We start from the raw sequence: 12,394 nt of genomic DNA on the forward strand, positions 1-12,394 counted from the left end.
TTGAGATAAAGGATGAATTGGAAAAGATGACTGGCACAATGAATATGAAATAACTGTATAAAATATAACCAAATCGCCCTTGAAGCAAGTCCGCGAGCTGTTCGCGCGCGGATAGTCGGCCGTATGCCGGCCAGAACTTGTAATTAGTCTCTGATCTTGTATGGTTGGTTCCCTTTGAATTTGAGCCTTACGGGTCTGATATGAAGTCGGTTGAAGAGCAGCTAGCGCTAATCAAGCGTGGTGCCGAAGAGGTACTGGTCGAGTCTGAATTGGTCGAGAAACTCAAGCGCGGTCAGCCGTTGCGTATTAAGGCCGGATTCGACCCTACGGCGCCTGATTTGCACTTGGGTCATACCGTACTCATTAATAAGCTGCGCCAGTTCCAGGAATTGGGTCATCAGGTGATCTTCCTTATCGGTGATTTCACCGGGATGATTGGTGACCCGAGTGGCAAAAGTGCGACGCGTCCACCGCTGACGCGTGAGCAGGTGCTTGAGAACGCTGAAACCTATAAGACTCAGGTTTTCAAGATTCTTGATCCGGCTAAAACCGAGGTGGCATTCAACTCTACCTGGATGGATCAGATGGGGCCTGCCGACTTCATTCGTCTGACGTCCCAATACACCGTTGCTCGCATGCTTGAGCGCGATGACTTTGATAAGCGCTACACCACGAATCAGCCGATCGCGATCCATGAGTTTCTTTACCCGCTGGTGCAGGGGTATGACTCGGTTGCATTGAGGGCGGATGTTGAGCTGGGCGGTACTGACCAGAAGTTCAACTTGCTGATGGGGCGCGAGCTGCAGCGCGGCTACGGTCAGGAGCCCCAGTGCATTTTGACCATGCCTTTGCTTGAAGGGCTGGATGGCGTCAAGAAGATGTCCAAGTCTCTGGGTAACTATGTTGGTATCCAGGAAGCGCCGGGGGTGATGTACAGCAAGCTGGTGTCTATTCCTGATGCGTTGATGTGGCGTTACTTCGAGCTGCTTAGCTTCCGCTCGATGGAAGAGATCAGCGCCTTCAAAGCTGAAGTCGAGGCGGGGGCTAACCCGCGCGATATCAAGATCAAGCTGGCTGAAGAGATTGTGGCCCGATTCCATGGTGAAGAAGCAGCAGCCAATGCTCATCGTGGCGCCGGTAACCGGATGAAGGATGGCGAGTTGCCTGATGATCTTCCCGAAGTCGAATTGACTGCTACCGAGGATATGCCGATTGCAGCTGTCCTTAATAAGGCTGGCCTGGTGAAGAACTCGGCGGTAGCGCGAGACCTGCTTGGGTCGGGTGGTGTGCGTATAGATGGTGAGGTGGTTGATCGCACCTATATATATGCACTTGGCTCGACCCATGTTTGCCAGGCTGGCAAGAAGGCTTTTGCACGGATTACGCTAAAAGCTGAATAAACCGAGATTAGTGCTGGACGGCGCATTTTATTAGCCTATAATGCGCCCACTTCCGGCGAGATCGAAACGGAAAACTCCTTTAGTTTCAATGAGTTGGATCTGTTTTCGAGAGTGCCAGCTTCAAGTCATCGAAGCAGGAAATGAGGTGTTGACAGCAGCGTGTAACGCTGTAGAATTCGCCTCCCGCTAACGAGAGATCGAAAGCGCAAGTGGTTGATGTTGCAGGGGAAACTTTGAAAACATCTTAAAATAACCGCTTGACAGCAACAGAGGCTGCTGTAGAATACGCGCCTCGGTTCAGCGAAAGCTAAACCAACCGCTCTTTAACAACTGAATCAAGCAATTCGTGTGGGTGCTTGTGGAGTCAGACTGATAGTCAACAAGATTATCAGCATCACAAGTTACTCCGCGAGAAATCAAAGATGTAACCAACGATTGCTGAGCCAAGTTTAGGGTTTCTTAAAAACCCAAAGATGTTTGAACTGAAGAGTTTGATCATGGCTCAGATTGAACGCTGGCGGCAGGCCTAACACATGCAAGTCGAGCGGTAGAGAGGTGCTTGCACCTCTTGAGAGCGGCGGACGGGTGAGTAATATCTAGGAATCTGCCTGGTAGTGGGGGATAACGTTCGGAAACGGACGCTAATACCGCATACGTCCTACGGGAGAAAGCAGGGGACCTTCGGGCCTTGCGCTATCAGATGAGCCTAGATCGGATTAGCTAGTTGGTGAGGTAATGGCTCACCAAGGCTACGATCCGTAACTGGTCTGAGAGGATGATCAGTCACACTGGAACTGAGACACGGTCCAGACTCCTACGGGAGGCAGCAGTGGGGAATATTGGACAATGGGCGAAAGCCTGATCCAGCCATGCCGCGTGTGTGAAGAAGGTCTTCGGATTGTAAAGCACTTTAAGTTGGGAGGAAGGGCATTAACCTAATACGTTAGTGTCTTGACGTTACCGACAGAATAAGCACCGGCTAACTCTGTGCCAGCAGCCGCGGTAATACAGAGGGTGCAAGCGTTAATCGGAATTACTGGGCGTAAAGCGCGCGTAGGTGGTTTGTTAAGTTGAATGTGAAATCCCCGGGCTCAACCTGGGAACTGCATCCAAAACTGGCAAGCTAGAGTATGGTAGAGGGTAGTGGAATTTCCTGTGTAGCGGTGAAATGCGTAGATATAGGAAGGAACACCAGTGGCGAAGGCGACTACCTGGACTGATACTGACACTGAGGTGCGAAAGCGTGGGGAGCAAACAGGATTAGATACCCTGGTAGTCCACGCCGTAAACGATGTCAACTAGCCGTTGGGAGTCTTGAACTCTTAGTGGCGCAGCTAACGCATTAAGTTGACCGCCTGGGGAGTACGGCCGCAAGGTTAAAACTCAAATGAATTGACGGGGGCCCGCACAAGCGGTGGAGCATGTGGTTTAATTCGAAGCAACGCGAAGAACCTTACCAGGCCTTGACATCCAATGAACTTTCTAGAGATAGATTGGTGCCTTCGGGAACATTGAGACAGGTGCTGCATGGCTGTCGTCAGCTCGTGTCGTGAGATGTTGGGTTAAGTCCCGTAACGAGCGCAACCCTTGTCCTTAGTTACCAGCACGTAATGGTGGGCACTCTAAGGAGACTGCCGGTGACAAACCGGAGGAAGGTGGGGATGACGTCAAGTCATCATGGCCCTTACGGCCTGGGCTACACACGTGCTACAATGGTCGGTACAAAGGGTTGCCAAGCCGCGAGGTGGAGCTAATCCCATAAAACCGATCGTAGTCCGGATCGCAGTCTGCAACTCGACTGCGTGAAGTCGGAATCGCTAGTAATCGTGAATCAGAATGTCACGGTGAATACGTTCCCGGGCCTTGTACACACCGCCCGTCACACCATGGGAGTGGGTTGCACCAGAAGTAGCTAGTCTAACCTTCGGGAGGACGGTTACCACGGTGTGATTCATGACTGGGGTGAAGTCGTAACAAGGTAGCCGTAGGGGAACCTGCGGCTGGATCACCTCCTTAATCGACGACATCAGCTGCTCCATAAGTTCCCACACGAATTGCTTGATTCATTGAAGAAGACGATAGAAGCAGACCAAAATTGGGTCTGTAGCTCAGTTGGTTAGAGCGCACCCCTGATAAGGGTGAGGTCGGCAGTTCGAATCTGCCCAGACCCACCAATTTTGTGTAAAAAGCCTGTAGAAATATGGGGCCATAGCTCAGCTGGGAGAGCGCCTGCCTTGCACGCAGGAGGTCAACGGTTCGATCCCGTTTGGCTCCACCATAACCTGCTTCTGTGTCGTAAAGCTTAGAAATGAGCATTCCATCAAACGATGGTGAATGTTGATTTCTGATCTTTTGATTAGATCGTTCTTTAAAAATTTGGGTATGTAATAGAAAGTTAGACTGGATAACACTTTCACTGGTGTTTATTCAGGCTAAGGTAAAATTTGTGAACGTTCTTAATTGAACATGCGAATTTTCGGCGAATGTCGTCTTCATAGTATAACCAGATTGCTTGGGGTTATATGGTCAAGTGAAGAAGCGCATACGGTGGATGCCTTGGCAGTCAGAGGCGATGAAAGACGTGGTAGCCTGCGAAAAGCTTCGGGGAGTCGGCAAACAGACTTTGATCCGGAGATGTCTGAATGGGGGAACCCACCTAACATAAGTTAGGTATCTTAAGCTGAATACATAGGCTTAAGAAGCGAACCAGGGGAACTGAAACATCTAAGTACCCTGAGGAAAAGAAATCAACCGAGATTCCCTTAGTAGTGGCGAGCGAACGGGGACCAGCCCTTAAGCTGTATTGATGTTAGCGGAACGCTCTGGAAAGTGCGGCCATAGTGGGTGATAGCCCTGTACGCGAAAACATCTTTGCAGTGAAATCGAGTAGGACGGAGCACGAGAAACTTTGTCTGAATATGGGGGGACCATCCTCCAAGGCTAAATACTACTGACTGACCGATAGTGAACTAGTACCGTGAGGGAAAGGCGAAAAGAACCCCGGAGAGGGGAGTGAAATAGATCCTGAAACCGTATGCGTACAAGCAGTGGGAGCCTACTTTGTTGGGTGACTGCGTACCTTTTGTATAATGGGTCAGCGACTTATTTTCAGTGGCAAGCTTAACCGAATAGGGGAGGCGTAGCGAAAGCGAGTCTTAATAGGGCGTCTAGTCGCTGGGAATAGACCCGAAACCGGGCGATCTATCCATGGGCAGGTTGAAGGTTGGGTAACACTAACTGGAGGACCGAACCGACTACCGTTGAAAAGTTAGCGGATGACCTGTGGATCGGAGTGAAAGGCTAATCAAGCTCGGAGATAGCTGGTTCTCCTCGAAAGCTATTTAGGTAGCGCCTCATGTATCACTGTAGGGGGTAGAGCACTGTTTCGGCTAGGGGGCCATCCCGGCTTACCAAACCGATGCAAACTCCGAATACCTACAAGTGCCGAGCATGGGAGACACACGGCGGGTGCTAACGTCCGTCGTGAAAAGGGAAACAACCCAGACCGTCAGCTAAGGTCCCAAAGTTATGGTTAAGTGGGAAACGATGTGGGAAGGCTTAGACAGCTAGGAGGTTGGCTTAGAAGCAGCCACCCTTTAAAGAAAGCGTAATAGCTCACTAGTCGAGTCGGCCTGCGCGGAAGATTTAACGGGGCTCAAACCATACACCGAAGCTACGGGTATCACTTAGGTGATGCGGTAGAGGAGCGTTCTGTAAGCCTGTGAAGGTGAGTTGAGAAGCTTGCTGGAGGTATCAGAAGTGCGAATGCTGACATGAGTAACGATAATGGGTGTGAAAAACACCCACGCCGAAAGACCAAGGTTTCCTGCGCAACGTTAATCGACGCAGGGTTAGTCGGTCCCTAAGGCGAGGCTGAAAAGCGTAGTCGATGGAAAACAGGTTAATATTCCTGTACTTCTGGTTATTGCGATGGAGGGACGGAGAAGGCTAGGCCAGCTTGGCGTTGGTTGTCCAAGTTTAAGGTGGTAGGCTGGAATCTTAGGTAAATCCGGGATTCTAAGGCCGAGAGCTGATGACGAGTTGTCTTTTAGACAACGAAGTGGTTGATGCCATGCTTCCAAGAAAAGCTTCTAAGCTTCAGGTAACCAGGAACCGTACCCCAAACCGACACAGGTGGTTGGGTAGAGAATACCAAGGCGCTTGAGAGAACTCGGGTGAAGGAACTAGGCAAAATGGCACCGTAACTTCGGGAGAAGGTGCGCCGGTGAGGGTGAAGCATTTACTGCGTAAGCCCATGCCGGTCGAAGATACCAGGCCGCTGCGACTGTTTATTAAAAACACAGCACTCTGCAAACACGAAAGTGGACGTATAGGGTGTGACGCCTGCCCGGTGCCGGAAGGTTAATTGATGGGGTTAGCTAACGCGAAGCTCTTGATCGAAGCCCCGGTAAACGGCGGCCGTAACTATAACGGTCCTAAGGTAGCGAAATTCCTTGTCGGGTAAGTTCCGACCTGCACGAATGGCGTAACGATGGCGGCGCTGTCTCCACCCGAGACTCAGTGAAATTGAAATCGCTGTGAAGATGCAGTGTATCCGCGGCTAGACGGAAAGACCCCGTGAACCTTTACTATAGCTTTGCACTGGACTTTGAATTTGCTTGTGTAGGATAGGTGGGAGGCTTTGAAGTGTGAACGCCAGTTTGCATGGAGCCAACCTTGAAATACCACCCTGGCAACTTTGAGGTTCTAACTCAGGTCCGTTATCCGGATCGAGGACAGTGTATGGTGGGTAGTTTGACTGGGGCGGTCTCCTCCTAAAGAGTAACGGAGGAGTACGAAGGTGCGCTCAGACCGGTCGGAAATCGGTCGTAGAGTATAAAGGCAAAAGCGCGCTTGACTGCGAGACAGACACGTCGAGCAGGTACGAAAGTAGGTCTTAGTGATCCGGTGGTTCTGTATGGAAGGGCCATCGCTCAACGGATAAAAGGTACTCCGGGGATAACAGGCTGATACCGCCCAAGAGTTCATATCGACGGCGGTGTTTGGCACCTCGATGTCGGCTCATCACATCCTGGGGCTGAAGCCGGTCCCAAGGGTATGGCTGTTCGCCATTTAAAGTGGTACGCGAGCTGGGTTTAGAACGTCGTGAGACAGTTCGGTCCCTATCTGCCGTGGACGTTTGAGATTTGAGAGGGGCTGCTCCTAGTACGAGAGGACCGGAGTGGACGAACCTCTGGTGTTCCGGTTGTCACGCCAGTGGCATTGCCGGGTAGCTATGTTCGGGAAAGATAACCGCTGAAAGCATCTAAGCGGGAAACTTGCCTCAAGATGAGATCTCACTGGAACCTTGAGTTCCCTAAAGGGCCGTCGAAGACTACGACGTTGATAGGTTGGGTGTGTAAGCGCTGTGAGGCGTTGAGCTAACCAATACTAATTGCCCGTGAGGCTTGACCATATAACACCCAAGCAATTTGCGTCGAAGAGACCAGATTGCGGTGTGTGAAGACGATACAAACCGAAAGTTTGCGACTCACAAAACACCCTTCTATTACATACCCATTCGCTGGAGCGTAAACCGAAAGGTAAACGACCTGGCTACCGAATTTCTTGACGACCATAGAGCATTGGAACCACCTGATCCCATCCCGAACTCAGTAGTGAAACGATGCATCGCCGATGGTAGTGTGGGGTTTCCCCATGTGAGAGTAGGTCATCGTCAAGATTAAATTCCAAACCCCCTGTCTGCTAACGCAGACAGGGGGTTTGTTTTTGTGCCGAGAAAAGTTGCAGTGAGCAGTCGCTCGGGCTCTCAAGCGTTATTGCGCGCATGCTGTTACTTGTAGGGTTTCTATGCAATCGCTCTGCTCATAGCTATTATGCGTGCCTGATTGTGAGGCGATACTTGCATGCTGACGTTGTTGAAACTCCTTAAAGATGGTCGGTTCCATTCAGGGCAAGCGCTTGGAGCTGCGCTAGGTGTTAGTCGTAGCGCTGTCTGGAAGCAGCTCCAGCACCTGGAGTCTGATTTGAACCTGTCGATTCATAAAGTTCGTGGTCGCGGCTATCAACTTGCTGCACCGCTAGAGCTCCTTGAGCAGGATCAGTTGGATACCAGTCCTTGGCCTGTCTCTATTCATCACTCGTTAGACTCTACTAATGCCGAAGCTTTGCGCGCGATTGATCGTGGCGTAACAGCTCCCTTTGTCATCACGGCTGAGCGACAAACAGCAGGTCGTGGGCGTAGGGGGCGTAAGTGGGTCAGTCCATTCGCGGAGAATATTTACTACAGTCTCGTTCTCCGGATGGATGGGGGTATGCGTCAGCTCGAGGGGCTTAGCCTTGTGGTTGGCCTGGCGGTGTTGAGCGCGCTTAAAAATGTGGGTATCTCGGGAGCGGGCCTAAAATGGCCAAATGACGTGCTAGTAGGCAACAAAAAGATTGCTGGCATTTTGCTTGAGTTGGTTGGAGATCCGGCTGACGTTTGCCATGTCGTGCTTGGTATTGGTATCAACGTAAATATGCGTGTGGCCAGTGAGGTTGATCAGGCGTGGACATCTGTTTATTTAGAGTCTGGGTCTGCAATAAATCGTAATTTGCTGGTTTCGAAGCTCAACGACAGTTTGCTTGTGTATCTCAGGCGCCATGCAGCCGAAGGCTTCTCGGCAATACAGGCAGAGTGGGAGAAAAATCACTTGTGGCAGGGGCGTGAAGTATCTTTGATCGCTGGGGTGCACCAGGTGGATGGTACGGTCGTGGGTATTGATCAGCAGGGCGCGTTACGTATGAGTGTCAACGGCGAGGAGAAGGTGTTCAGTGGCGGCGAGCTTAGCCTGAGGTTGCGCCATGATTCTTGAGATGGACTGTGGTAACAGTTTTATCAAATGGCGCGCCCTTGATGCTGGGGTGGCTGTGAGTGGTGGAGTCGTTGATTCTGATGCGGGGCTTATCGCTGCAATTTTGGCCGTTCCAGCGTTGTGCATAACTCATTGCCGTTTGGTGAGTGTGAGAAGTGATGATGAAACGTCGAGCCTGGTGGCCTCTATTGTCACGACGTTTGGTGTTGATGTGCAATGTGCACAGCCTGCCAAGGCTGCGGCGGGGGTGAGTAACGGTTATGAAGAGTACGCCCGTTTGGGGCTCGATCGCTGGCTCGCGGTGGTTGGTGCTTTTGAGTTGTCGAGAAGTGCGTGTCTGGTGCTGGACTTCGGTACGGCGGTAACAGCGGACTTTGTTGCGGCCGATGGTCAGCATTTGGGTGGATTTATTTGCCCTGGGATGCCCCTGATGCGTGATCAATTGCGCACCCATACCCGTCGAATCAGATATGACGACTTGTCAGCCGAACAGGCATTGCTCCAGCGTACCCCGGGCCGGACAACGGTTGAGGCTGTGGAACGCGGATGCTTGTTGATGATGAGAGGGTTCGTTCTGACCCAGCTGGAACTGGCAAGAGAATACTGGGGGCAGGATTTCGAGGTTTTTCTCACCGGCGGTGACGCAGGCCAGGTGAAAGATATGTTGCCAGACGCGCGTCTGGTGCAAGACCTGGTGTTTGTTGGTTTGGCGGTCCTTTGTCCCCTTCCTTGAGGTATATATGCGTTGGCTGTTTCTGCTGCTAGTCGTTTTAAATATTTTCTACTACGTTTGGCATCAGCAAGAGGCGCCGCTCAGGGCTAAGGAAGTTGTTTCCTTGTCTTTGTACAAAGGTAGCCAGCAAGGCATACGCCTACTTCGTGAGGCGAGGCCTGCATTGATTGCTGGTGATGCCAGGGCTGGCCCTGCAGAGAGTGTGGAGTGTCTTTATATAGGCGGTTTGCCAAATGAGGATCAGTTGCGCAGCTTGCAGCGCAAGCTTTCTGACAACGCTATGCAGTCTGTACCGGTTGAAGTTGATCGGTCAGAGTTGGTGGGATATGTCCTTAAAGTCACTCCGCAAAGCAGCACTGCAGCGGGCGAAATTGTTTTGCAGGACCTCTCTAGTGAATTCAATGGCTTAAAATACAAAAAAATGAGCTGCGAGGGGTTGCAGCTACCCGATTCTTTGCATAGAATGGCGCCCGCTCCACAGTGAACACTAAACAGGTTACTAGGTGTGAAGCGAGTCAAGTTGCTAACTTCCTGATTTAATTGAAGAAAGTGGTTGACATAAGGTTAGAATGATGTAGAATTCTGCCTAGCTCAGGAGGGGTTCCCGAGCGGCCAAAGGGATCAGACTGTAAATCTGACGTCTACGACTTCGAAGGTTCGAATCCTTCCCCCTCCACCATATTTAAGCTAGAGCAGCATGATTTGCGGGTGTAGTTTAGTGGTAGAACCTCAGCCTTCCAAGCTGATGATGCGGGTTCGATTCCCGCCACCCGCTCCAGTCTTGCTGTTTTCGCAACATGTTTTGCTCTTGTAGCTCAGTTGGTAGAGCACACCCTTGGTAAGGGTGAGGTCAGCGGTTCAAATCCGCTCAAGAGCTCCATATAACAAGGCAGATATGAAAATATCTGCCTTTGTTTTAACAGGTGCATAACCTGTCCGGGGTGTTTGCTGGTGATGCTTTTTTAGGTGTTGCTGCCCAGGTTGGTGTTACGGTTGTGAGTGGCTCGCATTCTGCTACTCCTGGGCGATTTACTGCTTTCTCAGGGTTGATTGCAAAAGTAATTGCACAGGTTGTTGAAAAGTCTCTCTCGTGCCGGCATAATCGGCGGCTCGATAATGTTTTAGGTCAGTAGCTCAATTGGCAGAGCGACGGTCTCCAAAACCGTAGGTTGGGGGTTCGATTCCCTCCTGACCTGCCAGATTCGCTCATTGCGTCTGGCTTTCTTTTCACAGGATCCTCTTAGATGACTCCCAAGGCTGAAGTTCAAGGCTCTCGCTTCGATCTCCTCAAGTGGCTTGTAGTGGTTGCTCTTGTGGTGGTTGGCGTTGTTGGGAATCAGTATTATTCTGGTTCGCCGATCCTGTATCGCGTCATTGCACTTCTTGTGATTGCTGCTGTTGCTGCCTATGTGGGTTTGCAGACGGCAAAAGGCAAGTCGTTCTCTGTCTTGGTGAAGGAAGCTCGTACTGAGATTCGTAAAGTCGTATGGCCAACTCGCCAAGAAACTACGCAGACCACGTTGATCGTGGTGGCTGTTGTTCTTGTTATGGCGTTGCTGTTGTGGGGGCTTGATTCCCTGCTCGGTTGGCTCGTTTCCTTGATTGTTGGCTAAGGGTGTCCCGTGGCTAAGCGTTGGTACGTAGTGCATGCTTATTCGGGTTACGAAAAGCATGTTATGCGCTCTTTGATGGAGCGTATTAAGCTGGCAGGCATGGAAGAAGGCTTCGGCGAAATTCTGGTTCCCACTGAAGAAGTGGTTGAAATGCGTAATGGCCAGAAACGCAAAAGCGAGCGCAAATTCTTCCCTGGCTATGTGCTGGTACAGATGGATATGAGCGAAGGGACTTGGCACTTGGTCAAGGATACCCCTCGCGTAATGGGCTTCATTGGTGGTACTGCCGATAAACCGGCACCGATCACTGATAAAGAGGCAGAAGCGATTCTGCGTCGTGTTGCTGATGGTAGCGACAAGCCCAAGCCTAAAACACTTTTCGAGCCGGGCGAAGTTGTTCGCGTTACCGACGGCCCGTTTGCTGATTTTAACGGCACAGTTGAAGAAGTTAACTACGAAAAGAGCCGCATCCAAGTGGCGGTGCTCATTTTCGGTCGCTCTACTCCGGTAGAGCTAGAGTTTAGCCAGGTCGAAAAGGTCTAGTTAGACACGAATCCCAACCCCATGGCTTAGGCTGTGGGGTTTTGTCGTCACTGGGATAAACGCGCAAGTAACCGGGGAGCCTCTTTAGGCGTTTGAACCCGTAATTGGAGTGCCTCATGGCTAAGAAGATTACCGCTTACATCAAGCTGCAAGTGAAGGCCGCACAGGCCAACCCAAGCCCACCTGTCGGCCCAGCTCTGGGTCAACATGGTGTGAACATCATGGAATTCTGCAAAGCTTTCAACGCCCGTACTCAGGGTATTGAGCCAGGCCTGCCGACTCCAGTGATCATCACTGTATACAGCGACCGTAGCTTCACATTCGAAACTAAGTCGACCCCTGCTTCGGTTCTGCTGAAGAAGGCTGCTGGTCTGACTAGCGGTTCGGCCCGTCCGAACACCGTTAAGGTTGGCACTGTTACCCGTGCTCAGCTGGAAGAAATCGCGAAAACCAAAAACGCGGATCTGACTGCAGCTGATATGGAAGCAGCCGTGCGTACTATCGCCGGTTCTGCTCGTAGCATGGGCCTTAACGTGGAGGGTGTGTAATGGCTAAGCTGACTAAGCGTCAAAAGGCAATCGCCGGTAAAATCGAAGCTGGCAAGTCCTACAACTTTGTAGACGCTGCTGCTTTGCTGGCTGAGCTGTCGACTGTTAAATTCAGCGAGTCTTTCGACATCGCCGTTAACCTGGGCGTAGACCCACGTAAATCTGACCAGGTTGTTCGTAGCGCTACTGTGCTGCCACACGGCACTGGCAAGACTGTACGTGTAGCTGTGTTCACCCAGGGTCCAGCTGCTGAAGCTGCTCTGGCTGCCGGCGCTGATCGCGTTGGTATGGATGACCTGGCTGCCGAAATGAAAGGCGGCGACCTGAACTATGACGTAGTTATTGCATCCCCGGACGCAATGCGTGTTGTAGGTCAGCTGGGTCAGATCCTTGGTCCACGTGGTTTGATGCCTAACCCTAAGGTTGGTACTGTAACTCCGGACGTAGCTACCGCTGTTAAGAACGCGAAGGCTGGTCAGGTTCGTTATCGCACCGACAAAAACGGTATCATCCACACTTCCGTTGGCAAGATCGGTTTCGACGCCGTCAAGCTGAAGGAAAACGTTGAAGCCCTGATCGCTGATCTGAAGCGTATCAAGCCAGCTTCCTCGAAAGGTATTTATGTTAAGCGCGTTACCCTGAGCACCACTATGGGCCCAGGCTTGATCATCGATCAAGGTTCTTTGGACGCGTAAGACAAATTGGCGCGTTTTGATGCGCCAATGAAAGATTGGGGTCCCTG

At 51.3% G+C, this 12,394-nt stretch carries 8 protein-coding genes, 6 tRNA genes and 3 rRNA genes; all 17 read left to right on the top strand.

Translation table 11 applies throughout. The features are described from left to right. The first annotated feature begins 200 nt into the window (after positions 1-200). The 17 genes from tyrS (at position 201) to rplA (ending at position 12,347) form a co-directional block, all read left to right on the top strand. The gene (tyrS, locus tag BLW11_RS06395) at positions 201-1,400 is read left to right on the top strand and encodes a tyrosine--tRNA ligase (protein ID WP_048361085.1); all 1,200 of its coding nucleotides are present in this window, start codon (positions 201-203) and stop codon (positions 1,398-1,400) included. 479 nt (positions 1,401-1,879) lie between these two features. Next, positions 1,880-3,416, top strand: a 16S ribosomal RNA gene (locus BLW11_RS06405). Between the two features lie 81 nt (positions 3,417-3,497). Continuing rightward, positions 3,498-3,574: transfer RNA gene (locus BLW11_RS06410), tRNA-Ile, on the top strand. A gap of 28 nt (positions 3,575-3,602) precedes the next feature. Further along, positions 3,603-3,678, top strand: a tRNA-Ala gene (locus BLW11_RS06415). 246 nt (positions 3,679-3,924) lie between these two features. Next, positions 3,925-6,816 (top strand): 23S ribosomal RNA (locus tag BLW11_RS06420). A 151-nt stretch (positions 6,817-6,967) separates the two neighbouring features. Beyond that, positions 6,968-7,083, top strand: a 5S ribosomal RNA gene (rrf, locus tag BLW11_RS06425). The 16S, 23S and 5S rRNA genes sit together here with 2 tRNA genes alongside, the layout of an rRNA operon. Before the next feature lie 184 nt (positions 7,084-7,267). After that, positions 7,268-8,215, top strand: coding sequence for a bifunctional biotin--[acetyl-CoA-carboxylase] ligase/biotin operon repressor BirA (gene birA, locus BLW11_RS06430; protein ID WP_048359447.1), 948 nt, complete (start codon positions 7,268-7,270; stop codon positions 8,213-8,215). After that, the gene (locus BLW11_RS06435) at positions 8,205-8,948 is read left to right on the top strand and encodes a pantothenate kinase (protein ID WP_048359446.1); all 744 of its coding nucleotides are present in this window, start codon (positions 8,205-8,207) and stop codon (positions 8,946-8,948) included. Before birA ends, BLW11_RS06435 begins: the two co-directional genes overlap by 11 nt. Positions 8,949-8,955: 7 nt before the next feature. Continuing rightward, positions 8,956-9,432: a hypothetical protein gene (locus BLW11_RS06440; RefSeq protein ID WP_048359445.1), complete on the top strand. Its 477-nt coding sequence runs from the start codon at positions 8,956-8,958 to the stop codon at positions 9,430-9,432. Between the two features lie 110 nt (positions 9,433-9,542). Further along, positions 9,543-9,627 (top strand) — tRNA-Tyr (locus BLW11_RS06445). A 25-nt stretch (positions 9,628-9,652) separates the two neighbouring features. Continuing rightward, positions 9,653-9,726 (top strand) — tRNA-Gly (locus BLW11_RS06450). Between the two features lie 26 nt (positions 9,727-9,752). Beyond that, positions 9,753-9,828 (top strand) — tRNA-Thr (locus tag BLW11_RS06455). Positions 9,829-10,071: 243 nt separating this feature from the next. Beyond that, positions 10,072-10,147, top strand: a tRNA-Trp gene (locus BLW11_RS06460). 45 nt (positions 10,148-10,192) lie between these two features. After that, positions 10,193-10,561: a preprotein translocase subunit SecE gene (gene secE / locus BLW11_RS06465; protein WP_003444399.1), complete on the top strand. Its 369-nt coding sequence runs from the start codon at positions 10,193-10,195 to the stop codon at positions 10,559-10,561. Between the two features lie 9 nt (positions 10,562-10,570). Then, positions 10,571-11,104, top strand: coding sequence for a transcription termination/antitermination protein NusG (gene nusG / locus BLW11_RS06470; protein WP_048359444.1), 534 nt, complete (start codon positions 10,571-10,573; stop codon positions 11,102-11,104). A 116-nt stretch (positions 11,105-11,220) separates the two neighbouring features. After that, positions 11,221-11,652, top strand: coding sequence for a 50S ribosomal protein L11 (gene rplK, locus BLW11_RS06475; RefSeq protein WP_008008888.1), 432 nt, complete (start codon positions 11,221-11,223; stop codon positions 11,650-11,652). Next, complete coding sequence (gene rplA / locus BLW11_RS06480; protein WP_048359443.1) at positions 11,652-12,347, top strand: 50S ribosomal protein L1; 696 nt, start codon at positions 11,652-11,654, stop codon at positions 12,345-12,347. The genes rplK and rplA overlap by 1 nt, the downstream gene beginning before the upstream one ends. Positions 12,348-12,394 lie beyond the last annotated feature (47 nt).

The sequence above is a fragment of the Pseudomonas deceptionensis genome, assembly GCF_900106095.1.
GTDB lineage: Bacteria > Pseudomonadota > Gammaproteobacteria > Pseudomonadales > Pseudomonadaceae > Aquipseudomonas > Aquipseudomonas deceptionensis.